Annotated in this window: 13 protein-coding genes; 3 read left to right on the top strand and 10 right to left on the bottom strand. The window is 62.4% G+C overall.

Going from position 1 to position 18,280, the window contains the following annotated elements:
• The first annotated feature begins 137 nt into the window (after positions 1-137).
• From PSH76_RS00720 to PSH76_RS00710, 3 genes are all read left to right on the top strand, one after another.
• Positions 138-2,300, top strand: a complete 2,163-nt coding sequence (locus tag PSH76_RS00720; RefSeq protein ID WP_305493442.1) for an outer membrane assembly lipoprotein YfiO — start codon at positions 138-140, stop codon at positions 2,298-2,300.
• Entirely contained in the window at positions 2,297-3,001 is a 705-nt protein-coding gene (locus tag PSH76_RS00715) for a DUF3142 domain-containing protein (RefSeq protein ID WP_305493441.1), read from the top strand. The genes PSH76_RS00720 and PSH76_RS00715 overlap by 4 nt, the downstream gene beginning before the upstream one ends.
• A 205-nt stretch (positions 3,002-3,206) precedes the next feature.
• Entirely contained in the window at positions 3,207-3,566 is a 360-nt protein-coding gene (locus PSH76_RS00710) for a helix-turn-helix transcriptional regulator (protein ID WP_098949895.1), read from the top strand.
• A 241-nt stretch (positions 3,567-3,807) separates the two neighbouring features.
• On the opposite strand, the gene PSH76_RS00705 is transcribed toward PSH76_RS00710, so the two are convergent.
• The 10 genes from PSH76_RS00705 to PSH76_RS00660 form a co-directional block, all read right to left on the bottom strand.
• On the bottom strand, positions 3,808-6,261 hold the full coding sequence (locus PSH76_RS00705) for a TonB-dependent siderophore receptor (RefSeq protein WP_305493440.1): 2,454 nt from the start codon (positions 6,259-6,261) through the stop codon (positions 3,808-3,810).
• A gap of 92 nt (positions 6,262-6,353) precedes the next feature.
• Positions 6,354-7,304, bottom strand: a complete 951-nt coding sequence (locus PSH76_RS00700; protein ID WP_278917961.1) for a FecR domain-containing protein — start codon at positions 7,302-7,304, stop codon at positions 6,354-6,356.
• A complete protein-coding gene (locus PSH76_RS00695) occupies positions 7,301-7,810 on the bottom strand; it encodes a sigma-70 family RNA polymerase sigma factor (RefSeq protein WP_003187450.1) in 510 nt (169 codons plus the stop codon). The genes PSH76_RS00700 and PSH76_RS00695 overlap by 4 nt, the downstream gene beginning before the upstream one ends.
• A gap of 74 nt (positions 7,811-7,884) precedes the next feature.
• Positions 7,885-9,330 (bottom strand): efflux transporter outer membrane subunit, encoded by a 1,446-nt coding sequence (locus tag PSH76_RS00690; RefSeq protein ID WP_305493439.1) that lies wholly within the window; start codon positions 9,328-9,330, stop codon positions 7,885-7,887.
• Positions 9,327-10,385: an HlyD family secretion protein gene (locus PSH76_RS00685; RefSeq protein WP_305493438.1), complete on the bottom strand. Its 1,059-nt coding sequence runs from the start codon at positions 10,383-10,385 to the stop codon at positions 9,327-9,329. Before PSH76_RS00685 ends, PSH76_RS00690 begins: the two co-directional genes overlap by 4 nt.
• A 15-nt stretch (positions 10,386-10,400) precedes the next feature.
• Positions 10,401-11,936 carry an MFS transporter gene (locus PSH76_RS00680; protein ID WP_305493437.1) on the bottom strand — a complete coding sequence of 512 codons (1,536 nt, stop codon included), beginning with the start codon at positions 11,934-11,936 and terminating at the stop codon, positions 10,401-10,403.
• A 725-nt stretch (positions 11,937-12,661) separates the two neighbouring features.
• Complete coding sequence (locus PSH76_RS00675) at positions 12,662-13,582, bottom strand: LysR family transcriptional regulator (RefSeq protein ID WP_305493436.1); 921 nt, start codon at positions 13,580-13,582, stop codon at positions 12,662-12,664.
• Positions 13,583-13,642: 60 nt separating this feature from the next.
• Entirely contained in the window at positions 13,643-14,515 is an 873-nt protein-coding gene (locus tag PSH76_RS00670) for a TauD/TfdA family dioxygenase (RefSeq protein ID WP_305493435.1), read from the bottom strand.
• Positions 14,516-14,730: 215 nt separating this feature from the next.
• The gene (locus tag PSH76_RS00665; RefSeq protein WP_032894247.1) at positions 14,731-16,095 is read right to left on the bottom strand and encodes an HlyD family type I secretion periplasmic adaptor subunit; all 1,365 of its coding nucleotides are present in this window, start codon (positions 16,093-16,095) and stop codon (positions 14,731-14,733) included.
• Complete coding sequence (locus PSH76_RS00660) at positions 16,085-18,241, bottom strand: type I secretion system permease/ATPase (protein WP_032897675.1); 2,157 nt, start codon at positions 18,239-18,241, stop codon at positions 16,085-16,087. The genes PSH76_RS00665 and PSH76_RS00660 overlap by 11 nt, the downstream gene beginning before the upstream one ends.
• Positions 18,242-18,280 lie beyond the last annotated feature (39 nt).

The following is an 18,280-nucleotide window of genomic DNA, read 5'->3' as shown; positions in this document are numbered from 1 at the left end:
CGCCACTCTAGGCCAAAAGGCCTGGCCTCGCCGCTGGAATCGGACAAATCAGCAATTTGTGTAGGCCTTCACCGAAGCGCTCGTCGGATCAGGCTATTATTGCCCCTTCTCCAAGGACTCAGGATCAAGGAAACGTTATGCGTATCGGTTTGCTGTCACCTCTGGCCCTGGCCCTGCTGGCCGGTTTTTCCCTACCGGCCCAGGCCAGTTCTGACGACTCGTGCTACCCCGACTGGAGGGTATCGCGTGACGGCTACGAGCCGTGCAGCAACCAACCGTTTCTCAGCCCTGGCAACGACAGCCGGGTGAACCTGCGCCTGTTGCTGGCCGACAAAAAAGCCGCGCCCCTGGCCCCCAATGCCTTGGGCGAAGACGACTTGGCCCAAGGCTTCGGCCCGGTGCCGTTTCCGGTGTATCGCCTGGTGCCGGTTCCGGCCACGGCTGAGGAGCCGGATAACAAGGCTGACGATTCACGCACAGCCGAACTCGACACTTTGCTCCAGCCCCTGGGTATCAAGCGCGAGGAGTACAAGACCGCAGGCCAGGCCTTCCTGAATGGCGAAGGCAGCCGTTGCCGCAGCAATGACGATGACAGCGCCACAGCGTTTATCAGCCAGGTGATCAAAGCCCAGATGCCGCCCGCCGAGCGCGACGTGTTGGTCAAAGCACGCCTGCAATTACTGACCACCTGTGACTGGAGCCGCCAGGTGGTGGACGCGCAGCTGACCCCGTCGGCCAATGCTCAGTTGTTTCGTACCTATTTGCAGGCCGCCGGCGACTTCTACAGCGGGCGCTTCGATTACGCCGAGCGCGGGTTCGCCGCGGCTTCCACCAGCGATGTGCCATGGCTGAAGGAAACGGCGCTGTACATGACTGCGCGTACGTCGCTGAATCAGGCCCAGGCCGAAGCCTTCGACGAATACGGCATGCCGCAACGCGAGCATGTGGATAAGTCGGCCTTGAGCGATGCCGAAGAAGGTTTTCTCAGTTACCTGAAAACTTACCCACAGGGCGATTACGTGGCGTCCGCCCGTGGCCTGTTGCGCCGCGTGCATTGGCTGGCGAACGACGACGCCAAGCTTGCCGAAGACTTCACCTGGCAATTTACCGAGGCCACCGACGCCCAGCGCAATGTGAGCGTGGACGAACTGGTGGAAGAGGCCGACCTCAAGTTGCTGATGGTCGGCAACAAAGCCGCGAACAGCCCGATGCTGCAAGTGGTCAGCGACCTGATGGCGATGCGCGCCCACACCCCGCCGCTGTTGAGCCGCGAAGACCTGGATAAGCAAAAGGGTACCTTCGCCAATGAGCCAGCGCTGTTTGACTTCCTGCAAGCCAGCTATGCCCTGTACGTCGAACACCAACCCGACGCGGCCTTGAAGCACCTGCCGGCGGATGTGCCGTCGAGCCTGGATTACTTCGCCTTCAGCCAACAGACCCTGCGCGCCCTGGCCCTGGAAGCCAAGCAAGACTGGAAGGCCGCCGAAGCCCTGTGGCTGCAACTGCTGCCATTGGCCAAGCAACCGCTGCAACGCGACCAACTGGAACTGGCACTGGCCATGAATTACGAGCGCAGCGGCCAACTGGCCAAGGTGTTCGCCGCCGACTCGCCGATCAGCGCCAAGCAAGTGCGCTACATCCTGCTGCGCAACGTCGCCGGCCCCGACCTGCTGCGCCAGCAGATCGCCAACGCCAGCGACCCGATTGAGCGCCAGAGTGCGCAATTCGTGCTGCTCTACAAAGACCTGCTGCGCGGCCAGTACGCCACCTTCGCCGATGACCTCAAGCAGGCCTCGCTCTCTGACGACAAACTCGGCACCAGCCTGGGCTACACCTATACCAGCGGCCAGACCTTGAAGCTGTTCCAGTGGAACGGCGACAAGGCCGAATCCGGCTACGCCTGCCCAAGCATCGCGCAAACCGCCGCGTCCTTGCAGGACGAAGCCAAAAACCCGCACGCCTTGAACTGCTTCGGTGAGTTCATCCTGCGCAACGGCCTGGACGGCATGCCCCTGGAACAACCCCGCGCCGCCGGCAGCCTGGGCAGCACCGCCTCGGACTTCAAAGGTGAAACCTTCTCGCGCCTGGACGGCTACAAACAGGTGATCGCCAACGCCAAGGCGCCGAAAACCGACAAGGCTTATGCGCTGTTCCGCGCCATCAACTGCTACGCGCCGGCCGGCTACAACAGCTGCGGCGGTGAAGACGTGGCGCCGGCGGTGCGCAAAGCCTGGTTCCGCCAACTCAAGAGCGGTTTTGCCGATACCCAGTGGGGCAAATCGCTGCAGTACTACTGGTGAAATCGCTGTGGCTAGGCTTGCTGTTGCTGGCAAGCCCGGCTTTTGGCGCCGTTAACGCGGGCGACTACGACGCCTTCTGGCTGTGGAGCGGGGTCACGCCCCAGCCGGTGATCAAGCAGGCCAAAACCCTGTACATCCTGCAGGGCCAGATCAACGCCACCCGCCGCGCGCCCCAGCGCGGCGTACAACTGATCGCCCAAGGCATGAGCGTGCCGCGCATTACTCAAGGCCATGTCTGGGTGGTGTACCGCGCCCACACCCTGCGCTGGCCGGAACGGGTCTACACCCAGGTGCTGGGCCAGGTGCAACGCTGGCGTGACGCCGGCAACCCGGTGATCGGTATCCAGATCGACTTCGATGCTCGCACCCAATACCTGCATGAATACGCCGACTTCCTGCGCGACCTGCGCCAACGCCTGCCCGCCGACCTGCGCCTGAGCATCACCGGCCTGATGGACTGGAGCAGCAACGCCGACCCGGCCGCCATCGCCCAGCTCAAGGGCGTGGTGGATGAAGTGGTGGTGCAGACCTATCAAGGGCGTCACAGCATCCCGGATTACGCGGCGTATTTGCCGCGGATGAATCGGCTGGGCGTGCCGTTCAAGATTGGCTTGATTCAGGGCGGGGAGTGGAAAGAGCCGGGGTATCTGCGGGGCAATGAGTGCTTTCGGGGGTATGTGGTGTTTTTGCAGAATCTTTGAAGTTTGCTAACACCTGTAGGAGCGAGCTTGCTCGCGAAAAACGTCAACGATAACGCGTGTTTCCTGATTGAACGCGGCGCCTGTAAGTTTTTCGCGAGCAAGCTCGCTCCTACAAAAAGCCTTAGCATCGAGCCGGTTTTTTGCAGGTAGCCTTAGAGTTTTGGATGATATAAGTTACCTTTACCGCTTTAACGAGTGATATATCATGCAAGATACAGCCAAGCCCTACCCGCACAAAGGGTACATCTCAGAGAGAAGCGCTGAGCTGATGAGAGGTATCGGCAACGGTATCGAAATAGCCCGCATTCGTCGCCGATTGAAAATCTCGACCATATGCAGCCGCGCGGGCATTACACGGCAGACGTACCAGCGACTGAGACAGGGCGAGGCCGGCGTCTCCCTCGGCGTGCTGATGAATGTGCTTAGCGCGATGGACCTGGAAGAAGGCATGGCGAGCATCGCGTCACCAGAGCTTGACCAGGTTGGGATTACCATGAGCCTCGCCCGTGAGCCTCAGCGAATTCGCACTGAAGGAGAACCCGATGTCCTGGAAGCCGATTGGTAATGCCTTTGAGTACGCCTGAACGCTTTGGGTTGGGGGCGGATGAAGCAAGGTCCATCGTCACGGATATGTATGCCGTCGTGCGAGAAGCCTCCGGTTTTTTCGAAGCGGCAGGCTGCAGCGGTGCCGAGGTGCGCATGCTTTCCAATGTGTGTACACGATTTGCAGCGGACCTGGTGTAGGGCGACAACAGAGCGCACCCTTGACGGGTGCGCGCCGCAACAGACATCACGTAAACGCTTGATTACCAGTCGTACGTCAGGCTCGACACCACCGTGCGCCCTTCCCCGTAATAGCAATCCAGATCACTGGTGCACTGCGAGACGTAGGTCTTGTTGCTGAGGTTCTGCACGTTCATCGCCAGCTTCACGCCTTTGAGCTTGAGCGGCGAGGCGCCGAGGTCGTAGCTCAGGCTTGCATCGTAGACGCTGTAGGACGGCACGTTAAAAGCGCCTTCGTAGTCGTCGCCCAGGCTTTGACGGGCATAGCGCACGCCCAGGCCCGCACCCAACCCTGCCAAGGGCGTGTCGCCGAGCACGGTGTAGTTGACCCACATCGAGGCGGTGAGGGGGGAGATGCCGGCCGGATGGCGACCTTGGCGGCCATCGTTGTCCTTGGTGTATTTGACGTCATTGCGCGCAGCCGAGGCGACCACTTCCCATGCGTCGCTCAAGACCGCCTTGGCTTCCAGCTCAACACCCCGCGAGCGCAGGGCGCCGCTTTGGGTGCTGAAGGTGGTGTCCACCGGGTTGGTGGTCAGCACGTTTTCCTGGTCCAGTTGGTACACAGAAGCCTGGATGAAGCTCTTCTGGCCCGGTGGCTGGAACTTCACGCCGACTTCGTACTGTTTGCCGGTGGACGGTTCGAAGGGTTTTCGGTTCGCATCGGTGCCGGCCAGCGGCAGGAAGGATTCCGAATAGCTGACGAAGGGCGACACGCCGTTATCGAACAGGTACACCAGGCCCGCACGGCCGGTGAACGCCTGGTCTTTGCTGGCAAAGCGGGTGTCCTGTATCGGCTCCTTGTTCACCACATTCGCCCAGTCGTAGCGGCCACCGAGTACCAGCACCCATTTATCCAGCTTGATCTGGTCCTGCAGGTAAAGGCCGGTCTGGGTGATGGTGCGATCCCAGCGGTACGGCTGGCCGAAGTTCAGGGGCTGGCCGTACACCGGTTTGAACAGGTCGATGATCGGCGGGTTGCGGTCGTACAGGCCATGGAACTGCGAGTTGGAATGGTAGTAGTCCAGGCCAACGATGAAGGTGTGGGACAGTGCGCCCGTGTCGAATTCGGCCTGGGCGATGCTGTCCACGCCGAACACTTTGTTGGTCTGCGACCAGTCCACGCCGAAGCGTTGCAGGTAGCGCTGGTCCTGCACGCCGGTGTTTGGGTTGGCGACGAAACGGTAGCCGTGCAGCGGCGCGGTGTAGCGGTCGTCGACCTCGGCGTAACGGGCGTTTTGCTTGAGGGTCCAGATGTCGTTGAGGCGATGGGAAACTTCGTAGCCCAGCACGTATTGCTCGCGGTTGTACTGGTTGACGCCCGGCTCGCCGATAAATACATCGCGCTTGATCTTGCCGTTGGGGTTGTCCCACAGCGTGCCGGACGCCGGCAGGCCTTGGGCTTCGGGCACGCCTTTATCTTTCTGGTACTGGGCGAACAGGGTCAGGCTGGTGTCTTCGTTAGGGCGCCAGGTGAGGCTGGGGGCGATGAACTGGCGCTTGTTTTCGACGTAGTTGATTTCATCTTGCGCGTCATTTGCCAGGCCGGTCAGGCGGTAGAGAAACTGCCCCTCCTCGTCCAGCGGGCCGCTCAGGTCGATGGCCGCGCTTTTGTGTTCGTAGGTGCCGGCCTCCAGTACCACTTGGTGTATCGGCGTTTCGCTGGGGCGCTTGCTGACCATATTGACGATGCCGCCCGGCTGGTTCTGGCCGTAAAGCACGGACGCCGGGCCTTTGAGCACTTCGATGCGCTCCAGAGAATACGGTTCGATCTGCAACGCGCCGCCTGTGCTGCCGCCGCCATAAGGCAGGTGCAGGCCGTCCAGATACAACGGCGTGGGCGAGAAGCCGCGTGACGTCGGCTCATCGAACAATTTGACCCGGTCGGCAAAACCACCCGCGCTCATGCCGGGCGTGTAGAGCAACGCCTGGGTGACACTCTGGGCGCCACGCGCCTTGATCTCGGCGGCGGTGATCACGTTGATGGTCTGGGGGATTTCCACCAGCGCCGAGTCGGTCTTGCTGCCCGAGGCGCTGCGCTTGGCGACAATGCCGTCCACCGGGCCCCAGGCGCTTTCCTGCTCCTGCCGGCCACTGATCTGGGTCGCGCCCAACTGCAAGGCTGCGTCGCCGGAAAGGGCCTGCAACGACCAACCGCCCTGGGATTGCACCGCCGCCAAACCGCTGCCCGCCAGCAAGCGCTGCAACCCCGAACCTACACCGTAACGCCCTTTCAAGCCGGCGCTGCGCTTGCCGTCGGTGAGCGAAGCGTCAACCGACAGCAAGATGCCCGAGGCACTGGCGAAACGGTTCAACGCCTGGTCGAGGCTGCCCGCGGGAATGTCATAGCTGCGCAGCGCTTCGGTGCTTTCTTCTGCTTGAGCCATGCTCGGCAGTACCGGAGCCGTTGCCAGCAGGCCGGCAAACAGGCCACGACGTAGCGCGCGGGCCAAAGGTTGGATTGGGTGGTGCGACATGGCAGGACTCCCCGTGAGAACGCTTCTTGATTGGCTTTCAAGAGGTATCCCGAACGGGCCGCAGAAACCGACAAGCCCTGTACAAAGTATTTTCAGACCCGCGCCTTGATCGTTACCCAGTAACGGGTCACCGCCTGCACGTGCACGGGCAATGAACGCTCCAAGGCCGCCAGGATCGCGTCGGTGTCGTTCAGCGGGAACACGCCGGTCAACAGCAGGTTCGACACTGCTTGATCACAGCGCAACAGGCCCGGGCGGTAGCGACTCAGTTGCGCCACGAACTCACCCAACGGCTGGCGCTCGGCAACCAGGCGGTGCTCGGTCCAACTGCTGGCATTGGCGCTCACCGCTGGCAACGCGGTGCTTTGGCGTGCGTTGAACCACAGGCTGTCCCCTGCCTGCATATGCACCGGCGTGCCCTGCAACGGCGTGACCCGCAGGCGACCTTCGTACAAATCCACACGGCTGCCGTCGGGCAGTTCACGTACCGCAAAGCGCGTGCCCAACGCCTGCACATCACCGGCTGGCGTTTCGACGATCAGCGGGCGCGAGGCGTCGTGGCCGCTGGTCAGCAAGACCTCGCCACGGATCAGCCGAATACGTCGTTCGGTAGCGCTGAAACGCAGGTCTACGGCGCTGTCACTGTTAAGGTCCAGTTGTGTGCCGTCGCTCAAGGTCATATGGCGAATTTCGCCCGTGGCGGTACGCAGCTCTGCAAAGGCCGCTTGCCAGGGCTCGCTGCGTTGCACCAGGTAACCACTGCCACCGGCCACCAACAACAGGCCGAGCAGTTTGAGCGCGGCACGGCGCTGGGTGTCCGGGGCGTCGCGCAATACCGCGCGAGCGCTGTCGGCGGGTACGCCGCCCAGGGTGTGTTGCAGTTGCTGCAAGCGCTGCCAGGCGCGACGATGCTCCGGGTCAGCAGCCTGCCAGCGGGCAAATGCCTGGCGCTGCTCGCCCTTGAGCTCGCCGCCCCATTGCAGCATCAACCACTCACTGGCTTGCTCGACAATCGCGGGGGCGATGGGCGCGTCGTGCTTCATTCTTCGTACACCACCTGATAGCAGGCGACGATGGCCCGGGTCATGTACTTCTGCACCGAGCTGACGGTGACGCCCAGGCGCTCGGCGATTTGCGCATAGCTCAAGCCTTCGAACTGCGAAAGTAAAAACGCACGGCGTACATTGTCGGGCATACGGTCGAGCATGGCGTCGATCTGCATCAGGGTTTCGAGGATCAACGCGCGGGTTTCCAGGGACGGCGACTCGGGCTCGGGCAAGTGCGCGATGCTTTCCAGGTAAGCACGCTCGATGCGCAGGCGGCGCCATTGGTCGATCACCAGGTTGCGGGCGATCTGCGCCAAATAGCTGCGGCTTTCCTTGTCACCCGGGAAGCGCCCGGCCACCAGCAGGCGCAGGAAGGTGTCCTGCGCCACATCGGCGGCCTGTTCGCGGTCGCCCAGGCGCTTGCGCAACCAGCCTTGCAGCCAGCCATGATGGTCGCGGTACAGGATGTGAAGCTGTTGCTGGCCGTCAGTCGCGCTGCCCATGAAAAGCTCAGAAGTGTTATTGAGAGCAATTATCATTACATCTTATTTGGCGACTGACAAAAACTCTTTGTTGCTCAGCGCCCAGCGGTCTGCAACGGGTACACCGACTCCCACCCTCCTCCCAGCGCTTTGTACAGCCCGACCATGGCCAATGACACGCCGGTGGAGCTCTCCACCCACTGTTCCTGAGTCGCCAACAACGCGCTCTGCACGGTGAGTACGTTGACGAAATCCGCCACGCCTTCGACGTACTGGTGTTGGGCGGTGGTCAGCGCAATTTGGTTCTGGCGCACGGCTTCCGCGAGGCTGTCGCGGCGCAGTTGGCTGGCGTTGTAGCGGGTCAGTTGGTCGTCGATTTCATGCCAGGCACGCAGCACGGTTTGCTGGTAGGCCAGGGCCGCTTCCTGTTGCTGGGCTTCCCGTAAATCCACCATGCCTTGCAGGCGTCCGCCGTTGAACAGCGGCAGGCTCAACTGTGGGCCGAAGGTAAAGGCGCGGGAACCCCAAGAACCGAAATCCGAGAGTTGCATGGCTTGGGAGCCAAGGCTGCCGGACAGGGTGATGCGCGGGTAGAAGTCGCCCTTGGCCACGCCGATGCTGGCCGTGGCGGCGTGCAGGCGGGCTTCGGCTTGGCGGATGTCGGGGCGACGCTCGGCGAGTTCCGATGGCAGGCCGATCGCGACCTGGCGCTGGGTTTGCGGCACAGGGGCGTCTTTGGACAACTGCGCGTGCAAGGCCTGAGGCGGCTCGCCCATCAGCAGGCTCAGGGCGTTGATCAACTGGTCCTGGCGCTGCTGCAGATCCGGCAGGCGCGCTTCGATTGCCGCGACCTGGGCGGCGGCTTCGGCCACATCCAGGTCGGTGGCCACGCCGTCGGCCAACCGCAATTGCGAGAGCTTGAGGCTGTGGCGCGCAACATCAAGGTTTTGCTCGGTGACGGCACGGGTGTTTTGGACGCCGCGCAGTTGGATGTAGTCCTGGGCGGTCTCGGCCAACACCGATAACAACACGGCGCGGCGGTCGTTTTCGGCGACTTCCAGCGTGGCGTCAGCGGCCTCGGTTTCACGCTTGACCCGGCCCCAGAAATCCAGCTCCCAAGAGGCCGAGAAGCCCATGTCCCATTGGTTGAAGGCCGAGCGGCCGTTCTCGCCGGAGGGGTCGTTCAAGCCTTTGCCGCTGTTGCGCTTGCGCTGGTAGGCGCCGCCGGCATCGACGTTGGGGTAGCGCTCGGCCGTGGTCACCTGGCGGATGGCGCGGCTTTGTTGCAGGCGGCTGCTGGCCAGTTTCAGGTCGAGGTTATCGTTGAGGGCGCGGCGCGTAAGGGCCGAGAGCTGCGCGTCCTGGAACACGTCCCACCAGCGTTCCTGCAAGGGATCGCTGACGGCGCGGCTGGCGGCCTGGCGGCCCTGGGGTTCGCTCCACTGATTGATCTGCGGGCTCTCGGGCCGCTGGAAGTCGGGACCTACCGTGCAGGCGCTCAGGCTGATAAGGCTCAGGGTGAGCCAGGCGAGGTGTCTCATTGCTGGGCCACCTCACGCTGCTGCTCGACAGGGCGGGTATCGACGCTGGCTTCTACCGACATGCCGACGCGCAAGCGCTCGGTCAGTGGCTGGTTCGGCTCAAGCACGATCTTCACCGGAATACGCTGCACCACCTTGGTGAAGTTGCCGGTGGCGTTGTCGGGTTTGACCGAGGCGAAGGTCACCCCGGTGGCAGGCGCCAGGCTTTCCAGGTGGCCTTTGAGCAGTTCGCCGTCAAGGCTGTCGACGCTGACTTGCACCGCTTGCCCCGCGTGCATATGCGACAGTTGGGTCTCTTGGAAATTGGCCACCACATAGGCTTCAGAAAGCGGCACCACCGCAAGGATCTTGCTGCCCGGTGTCACGTAAGCGCCGACCCGCACCGCACGCTCACCGACCATGCCATCCACCGGCGCGATAATGCGCGTGTAAGACAGCTGATAACTGGCCATTTCCAGCGCGGCCTGGGCGCGTTTGAGCCCACCTTCGGCGGCGTCACGCTGGGCGGTGAGGATCTCCACCTGCTTGCGTTCGGCGGCCAGCACGGCGGTGGATTTGGCCAGGCGCGCAGTGGCCTGATCGATGCGTGTCTTGGCTTGCTGGGCATTCTGCACGGTGCCCGCACCGACGCCGGCGAGATGGTTGTAGCGGTTCAGTTCATGCTCGGCAAACGCCACTTCGGCGCGATCCGCTGCCACCGTAGCCTGGGCCTGGGCGATCACCGAGCTTTGGCGCTCCAGGGTCGCGCTGGCGTTTTTCAGCTGGGCCTGGGCGACCAGGGTGTCGGCATCGGCGGCCTGGGCGGCGGCGCGAAAATCGCGGTCGTCGATCAACGCCAGCAGTTGCCCGGCTTTGACACGCTGGTTGTCTTCTACCAGCACCTCCTTGATGAAGCCGGCAACGCGGGGAGCGACCAGGGTGAAATCCGCCGCGACGAAGGCGTCGTTGGTGGTCTGGTGCTTGCTGCCCAGTACGCCCGGCGCAACCAGGTAAACCAGCACGCCGACGGCAAATACGGCGATAACGGAGACGGCAATTTTGTCTTTGCGTTTCATGGAAAGTCCTTGTGGTCAGGCCGGAGCGCGAGGCGGATAGATCCGCGTGGGCATCCAGAAAATCAGCAGGATCAACGCCACCGCGACACCGGCCATGACGACGTAAAGATCCGAAGAGGTCAGCACCACGGTCTGCTCGTGCAAGCGGTGGGCGAGGCCCGGCGCGTCAGCGTCGGCAAGGGGCGAATTGCCCAGGCGGTCCACCAACATGGTTGAATGGAAATGCCCGCGCTGGGTGGTCAATGTATCCAGCACCGCAGTGGCGATCACAGCAGCCAGGCCCTTGACGGTGTTGAACCAGGCCGAGGCGAACGGCCCTTCGATGGGTTGAATACTGCCGGTGGACAGCATCAGCAGCGGCAACACGGCCATCGGCTGGCCGAAAATCTGCAGCAGGTACCAGCCATAAAAGTCGTCGCGAATCCACGCCGAGGTCAGGTGTGAACTGCCGAGGCAGCACAGCACCAACATACTCAGGCCAATGCCCAGCACCCAGCGGCAATCGACCCAGCGCAGGTTGCACAGCGCCGCCACCAGCGGCAGCGCGATCAACTGCGGCAACGCCATCAGCAGCATCAGCGGTGCGGTCTGCAGCGGCCGGTAGCCCTGGACCTGGGCGAGGAAACTGGACGGGATGATGATCACCGAGGTCAGCACCATCAGCACGCCGGCCAGCACGATCAGGGCAAACGCCAGGTTGCGCAGGCCGAGCATCTGCAAGTTGAAGAAAGGCAGCGGCTGCGACCATTCGTTGAGCATGAACAGCACCAGCAACACTGTGCCGCCACACAGCAGGAAGGTAATCAGGCCCGACTCGAACCAGTCCAGGCGATTGCCTTGCAACAGGCCGATCACCAGCATGCAGATCGCCGGGAAGCCTAATAGCAAACCACGCCAGTTGAACTGCTTGAAGCGTTCCAGGCGCAGCGGGTCTTGTGGCAAACCGTAGGCCACGGCCGCCATGGCCAGCAGGCACGGCGCGACGATCTGCCAGAACGCCCACTGCCAGCCGACGTATTCGGTCCACAACGCCGCCAGCGGTGTGCCAAGGCTGGGGCCGAAGGTGGCGGTGAGTGCGTAACCGGCCAACCCGTACAACTTGACGTTGGCTGGCAAGAAACGCAGCGCCACGGTCATCAGCATCGGCGGCAGCGCGCCACCGGCCAAGCCTTGCACGGTGCGCAGCAGCAACAGGCTTTCGTAGTTGGGTGCGAACGGACAGAGAATGCCCAGCACGGTGAACAAGCCGATGGCGCACAGGGTGAAGCGACGCAGGGAAAACGTCACCGAGCACCACGGCGCGAAGGCCATGGCCGCGACCGAAGTGGCGGTGTAGGCCGCGACCAGCCAGGTGCCTTCGTCAAAGCCGATGTACAGCGCACCGCGGATATCGGCGAGGGCGACCTTGGTGACCATCTCGTTGAGGCCGGAGACCAGTACCGCCAGCAATACGCCCAGCAGGCCGATGATGATGCGCGGGCCGAACACGGGTGGGCTCAGCGCCGTAGGTTTGGCTGCGGCCTGGACAGCGGGGGCAGCGAGGGACGTCATGAACAGGCAACTCGGAATAAGAAATACCTGAGCAGTTTAATCAGGCACTCCCATGACAAAAAGTTACTTGTTGGCAGGTTATAAGTGCGTCAGACGCAACTTTGAACATCAACACTGAACCCTGTGGGAGCTGGCTTGCCTGCGATAGCCATAAGTATTTACTCAACTTTCTGGGCTGTAGCCGGTAGCAGCAGACGGTAACCACGATGCGAAGCGAGTCGCTCTTGATCTTGCTCTGCTTTTGATCTTAGGCGCCCCGTTAAACCACGCTGGCCGAACGCAGGCTTGAATTCGTGGGTAACCCGGCAGGACGCCGGGTTAGCCGCCCCGCGCCATGGATGGCGCGTGGCGGCGGCCCACGGATTCAAGCCTGTGTTCGGGCACACCGAGCCCAAGCGAGGTGCCGAGTGGTGGGGCAAGAAGCGTTTTGCTTACTTTTGCGCTGTTCAAAAGTGAGCCGCCGTCAGGGCGGAACCCTAAGTGGCCGTTACCTAAATAACGGATATGTACACAATCCAACTGTGTCGCCTGTCAGGCCGCCTTCGCGAGCAAGCCCGCTCCCACAGTTGGATCGTTGGGTGTCAGGTAGATAGGCGTCGGCTGTCAGGGCGTCATCGCAGGCAAGCCAGCTCCCACATTTTGAATCTTGGGGTGTCAGGTAGATAGGTGTCGGCTGGCGGGCCGTCATCGCAGGCAAGCCAGCTCCCACATTGATTGCGTTCGCTTTAAACCGGCTGGGCTTCAAGCCAGGTGGCGTGGCAGCTTTCGCGCATGGTTTCACGCAGCCATTTATGGGCTGGGTCTTTGTCGAAGCGCGGGTGCCAGGATTGCGCCAGGACCAGCGTTGGCAGTGAAATCGGCAAGGCGAACGCGCGCAGTGGCAGGCTCAGACGCTTGGCGCTCAGGAGGGCTTCCTTGGGCACCGGCAGCAGCAGGTCGGAATCGGGCAGCATGAACATCGCACCGTGAAAGCCTGGGGCGATCATGGCCACACGGCGCTCCAGGCCTTGGGCATTCAACGCGGTATCGATGGGCCCACGGGCGATGCCGCGCCGGGAGATGCTGATGTGGGAATAGCTGGCAAAGCGTGCCGCCGTGATTTCTTCGTCGAACAGCGGGTGGTCTTGCCGCGCCAGGCCGACAAAGGTGGTGGAGAACAGGTTCTGCACCTTCACTTCCGGGCTGGCGGGCATGGTGTTGCTCACCCGCAAGTCCAACCGCCCTTCGCGCAGGGCTTCATCGTCGGTATCGCCTTCGGGCACGAAGCGCAGCTCGCACAGCGGCGCCATGCGCTCCATGGTGTCGAACAGCCGCCCGCCATACACGCCGATGAAAAAGTCATTGGCGCGCACGCTGAAGCGGCGGCGCAAGGTGCTCAAATCTACCTGGTCTGCCGAACGGAACAGCAACGCGGCCTGCTCCACCACATTGCGCACCTGGCCTTGCAGCTCAAGCGCCTTGGGCGTCGGCACCAGGCCACGGCCGGCACGCACCAGGATCGGGTCACCGACCGCTTCGCGAATACGCGTAAGGGTGCGGCTCATGGCGGCAGGGCTCAGGTTCATCCGCCGCGCGGCGCCCACCACACTGCCCTCGTCGAGCAACGCGTCGAGGGCGACCAGCAGGTTCATGTCCGGTAGTTGCATGCCAAGCACTCGTGGTCCGTTGGGAGTGAACTGGGTGCAATCCTAGCAGGCTTTATCGGGTTAGAAAGGCGCATCCCCCTGAATGGTGGTACGGAACAATTTGCGCCGCAGGTGGCTTGGGCAACCGGCGGCCAGGTGGATCAGCGAGCGGTTGTCCCAGAACACCAGGTCGTGGGGCTGCCACTGATGACGGTAGATGTTTTCCGGCAGCACGCTGTGGGCATAGAGCTGGGCCAGCAGGTCACGGCTTTCGTCATCGGGCAGGCCGACGATACGGGTGGTGAAACCCTCGCTGACGAACAGCGCCTTGCGGCCGTTTTCCGGGTGGGTGCGCACAACGGGGTGCACCACTTCGGCAACCTGGGCGAGCTGTTCCGGGGTGAGGGTTGGGCGCCAGTTGCCTTCGAATTTGGTTTCGCTATAGCGCGCGGTGTAGGAGTGCGCGGCGCTGCGGCCTTCGACGGCATTGCGCAGGTGGCCGGGCAGTTGCTCCCAGGCTTTGTGCATGTCGGCGAACAGGGTGTCGCCGCCTTCAGAGGGCAGTTCCTGGGCGTGCAGCATCGAGCCCAGGCTGGGCAGTTCTTTGTATGACAGGTCCGAATGCCAGAACTTGCCCGCATCCCCCAGGCCGATGGATTGGCCGTTCTCGATGATGTTGGAGACGATCAGAATTTCGGGGTGATTGGCCAGCAGGAACTGTTTGAGCACATGGATCTGCAACACGCCAAAACGACGGCTGAAGGCGATCTGTTGTTCGGGGGTGATGCGTTGGTTGCGGAACACGATGACGTGGTGGTCCAGGTGCGCGCGGTGGATGCGGGCGAAGTCCTGGTCGTTGACTGGGCGGGATAAGTCCAGGCCGATGATCTGGGCGCCGACACTGCCGGGGAAGGGGCGGATGTCGAAGGTTTGGGGGGCGGTGGTGGCAGACATTGGATTCATTCCCGGCGGACAGGGGAATGAATTTATAGATATAAAGATGGAAGCTTAAATACCGTTAGCGCATATGGATATGGCGTTTGGTTTGAGCTGTAGGGCGATGCTGACGGCCTCATCGGGGGCAAGGCCCCTCCCACATTTTGATTTGTGAACACATTCAAATGTGGGAGCTGGCTTGCCTGCGATGAGGGCGGTACAGGCGCTGAACATTAACGCTCGTGCAACGCCTCTGCCCGCGCCTTGATGATCGGCTTGAGCAGGTAGCTGAGGATGCTTTTCTTGCCGGTGATGATATCCACCGAAGCGACCATGCCGGGGATGATCAACAGCGGCTTCTCGTCCGTGCCCAGATGGCTGCGATCAGTGCGCAGGGTGATCATGTAGTAGGTGGTCTTCTTGTCTTCATCGGTGATGGTGTCGGCACCGATGCGTTCGAGCTTGGCTTTCAGCCCGCCGTAGATGGTGTAGTCATAGGCGGTGAACTTGACCACCGCTTCCTGCCCAGGGTGCAGGAAGGCGATGTCTTGCGGGCGGATCTTGGCTTCTACCAGCAAGGTGTCGTTCAGCGGCACGATTTCGACCATGTCGCTGCCAGGCTGGATCACACCGCCAACGGTGTTGACCAGCAACTGCTTGACGATCCCGCGCACTGGCGAGGTGACCAGGGTGCGGCTGACCCGGTCCTCCAGCGCGCGGCCGGTGGATTCGGCCTTGTTAAGCTCGGTGCGGGCTTCGTTGAGTTGGGTCAGGGCTTCGCTGCGGAATTTGCCGCGGGTTTCATCGATCTTGCGTTGCACTTCCTTGATCGCCGATTCCGCACGCGGGATCGCCAGGGTGGTGGCGTCCAGCTGCCCACGGGTTTCCATTTCGGCGCGCTTGAGGCGCAGCACTTCTACCGGCGACACCGCGCCCTGGGCCACCAGCGGCTCGGACATGTTGATTTCCTGGCGTTGCAGGGACAACTGGCTGCGGTATTGGCCCTGCTTGGAGGTGAATTCGCGCAGTTCCTGTTGGCGCTGGACGAGTTGCTCCTGCAAGCCGCCGACTTCGTCTTTCAACTGCTGGCGGCGGCTTTCATACAAGGAGCGCTCGTTGGCGGCCTGGCTCGGCGCGGCCTTGAGCACGTCGTCGGGGATGTTCAGCGGGCGGTCATCCACCTGCGCGCTCAAACGCTCGACGCGCAGCTGCATGGCCAGGCGCAGGGCTTCGGTTTCGCCGGCGTTGGAGACAAACCGCGTGTCGTCGAGACGAATCAACGGCGCGCCGGCCTCTACGATCTGGCCTTCCTTGACGTACAGCTCGGCGACGATACCGCCTTCCAGGTTCTGGATTTTCTGCAATTTGGACGACGGAATCGCCTTGCCATCGCCACGGGTCACTTCGTCGATCTGGGAGAAACCGGCCCACACCACCAGGAATATAAAGAACGCGATGATCGCCCAGATGGTCAGGCGGATCACCCGCGGCGCATCTTCGATCAGCGCCTTGTTGACCTCGGGCAGCGGCTGGCCCTGCAGCGAATCGGAGCCTTTGAAGTAGCGGCCGACCGCACTCTTGATGGAGTTAAGCAACACTGATCTGCCCCTTCTTCAACGCTTCCATGACCACGGCTTTCGGGCCGTCCGCGAGAATCTGCCCACGGTCGACCACCAGCAGGCGGTCGACCAGGGAGAGCAGTGAGGCTCGGTGCGTGACCAGCACCACGGTCTTGTTTTGCACCACGGCTTGCAGGCGTTGTTTCAAGCGTTCTTCACCGGTGTTGTCCATGGCGCTGGTGGGTTCGTCCAGCAACAGCATGGGCGGGTTGAGCAGCAGCGCACGGGCCAGGGCGACGTTCTGGCGCTGGCCGCCGGACAGGTTCTGCCCACGCTCGCCGACTTGCAGTTCGTAGCCTTGGGGATGTAGGCGGGCAAATTCGTGCACGCCGGCCAGTTCGGCGGCTTGCAGGACCATTTCATCTTCGACGTAGCGCGCACCGCTGACCAGATTGTCGCGCAGGGTGCCGGCCAGCAATTGAATGTCTTGGGCGACATAGCCGATGTTGTGGCGCAGCTCGCTCACGTCGATCTGGCGCACGTCCACGCCATCCACCAGCAAAGAGCCGGAGTCGGGCTGGTAAAGGCCGACGATCAGCTTGGCCAGGGAGCTTTTGCCCGAGCCGCTGCGGCCGATGATGCCGATTTTTTCCCCTGGCTTGATCACCAGGTTGATGTTTTTCAGCGCCGGGTTCTGCTGGTTCGGGTAAGTGAAGTTCAGGCCCCGGCACTCGATGGCGCCTTGCAAGGTGCGACGGCTCATGGGGCGCTCTTCGAAATTGCGCTCCTGGGGCAGCTCCATCATCTGGTCCACCGAGGTCATGGTGACCTTGGCTTGCTGGTAGCGCGTCAGCAGGCCCGACAGCGAGGCCAGCGGGCTCAAGGCACGGCCACTGAGCATGTAGCAGGCAATCAGGCCGCCCATGCTGAGGTTGCCGTCGATGATCTGGTACACGCCGAATACGATCATGATCACGCCGGCCAGTTGCTGGATCAGCAGGGTCATGTTCATCGACAGGCCCGACAGCAACTTCACCCGCAGCTCAAGCCGGCTCAGGGTGCCGATGGTCTGTTCCCAGCCGTACTGACGCTCACTCTCGGCATTGTTGACCTTGACCGCATCGAGCCCGGCAAGGGTTTCGATCAGGCTCGACTGGCGCTCGGCGGCCAACGCCATGGTGCGCTCCATAGTCGCGACCAGGGGCTTCTGCAGGGCATAGCCGATGCCCAGGGCCAGCGGGAACGCCAACACCGGAATCCACACCAGGTGCCCGCCGAGGATGGCGATGACCAAGAAGATCAGCAGCGTAAACGGCAGGTCGATCAGGCTGGTGAGGGTCAAAGACGCGAGGAAGTCGCGCAGGCTTTGAAACTCGTGGATGTTCTGCGCGAAGCTGCCGACCCGCGCCGGCCGGTATTTCATGGACATGCCGACGATGCGCTCGAACAGCGTGGCCGAGATGATCAGGTCGGTTTTTTTACCGGCCAGGTCCAGGCACAGGCTGCGCAGGCTTTTGAGGATCAGGTCGAACAGGTAGGCACCGCAGATGCCCACGGCCAGCACCCACAGGGTGGCGGTGGCCTGGTTCGGCACAACGCGGTCGTACACGTTCATCACGAACAGCGGCGCGGCCATGGCGATGATGTTGATCAGGAAGCTGGCGGCGATGGCGTCGGTGTAGAGCCAGCGCGAACGCATGAGGGTGTCGCGGAACCACGAGCGCGCTCGCGGAATCAGGCTGCCGTGATTGACATCGAATTTGTGTTGCGGCTGTGCAAAGAAGACTTTGCCGATGTAGTCGTCGGCCAATGCTTCGCGCTTGATCAGCACTTCACCGCCGTCGCTTTCACTGAGCAGGATCCGCGCTTCATCTTCGCCCTGCCAGCCGACCAGTACGGTACTGCGACCGCCCTTGAGCAACAGCAGCGCCGGCAATGCAATGGTCGGGATCTGATCCAGCTTGCGTTGCAGCAGCCGGCCTTGCAGCCCGGCCCGCGCAGCGGCACGCGATAGCAACTCGGCACTCAACCGTTGCGAAGGCAGCGGCAGGCCGGTGGTGAGCATGGCCGCGCTGGCCGGTTTCTGATGCAGGGCGCAGAGCGCCAACAACCCGTCGAGTAACGGGTCATCGTGTAGTGCGCGTGGATCATGACTGAGATGAACTCGACTGACTTCAGGTTCCACGCGGCGCACTCTCGACTAACAGATGGGGCTATTGGGGTG

Origin of the sequence: Pseudomonas sp. FP215 (assembly GCF_030687795.1) — a bacterium.
Taxonomy (GTDB): domain Bacteria; phylum Pseudomonadota; class Gammaproteobacteria; order Pseudomonadales; family Pseudomonadaceae; genus Aquipseudomonas; species Aquipseudomonas salmasensis.
Note: the sequence above shows the minus strand (reverse complement) of the source record. Positions and strands in the feature narration are given on the sequence as shown.

Excerpts from the sequence above, each read along its gene's own strand:
- PSH76_RS00720 (WP_305493442.1), top strand. The coding sequence starts at position 138 with ATGCGTATCGGTTTGCTGTCACCTCTGGCCCTGGCCCTGCTGGCCGGT.
- PSH76_RS00710 (WP_098949895.1), top strand. The coding sequence starts at position 3,207 with ATGCAAGATACAGCCAAGCCCTACCCGCACAAAGGGTACATCTCAGAG.
- PSH76_RS00705 (WP_305493440.1), bottom strand. The coding sequence starts at position 6,261 with ATGTCGCACCACCCAATCCAACCTTTGGCCCGCGCGCTACGTCGTGGC.
- PSH76_RS00700 (WP_278917961.1), bottom strand. The coding sequence starts at position 7,304 with ATGAAGCACGACGCGCCCATCGCCCCCGCGATTGTCGAGCAAGCCAGT.
- PSH76_RS00695 (WP_003187450.1), bottom strand. The coding sequence starts at position 7,810 with ATGGGCAGCGCGACTGACGGCCAGCAACAGCTTCACATCCTGTACCGC.
- PSH76_RS00690 (WP_305493439.1), bottom strand. The coding sequence starts at position 9,330 with ATGAGACACCTCGCCTGGCTCACCCTGAGCCTTATCAGCCTGAGCGCC.
- PSH76_RS00685 (WP_305493438.1), bottom strand. The coding sequence starts at position 10,385 with ATGAAACGCAAAGACAAAATTGCCGTCTCCGTTATCGCCGTATTTGCC.
- PSH76_RS00680 (WP_305493437.1), bottom strand. The coding sequence starts at position 11,936 with ATGACGTCCCTCGCTGCCCCCGCTGTCCAGGCCGCAGCCAAACCTACG.
- PSH76_RS00675 (WP_305493436.1), bottom strand. The coding sequence starts at position 13,582 with ATGCAACTACCGGACATGAACCTGCTGGTCGCCCTCGACGCGTTGCTC.
- PSH76_RS00670 (WP_305493435.1), bottom strand. The coding sequence starts at position 14,515 with ATGTCTGCCACCACCGCCCCCCAAACCTTCGACATCCGCCCCTTCCCC.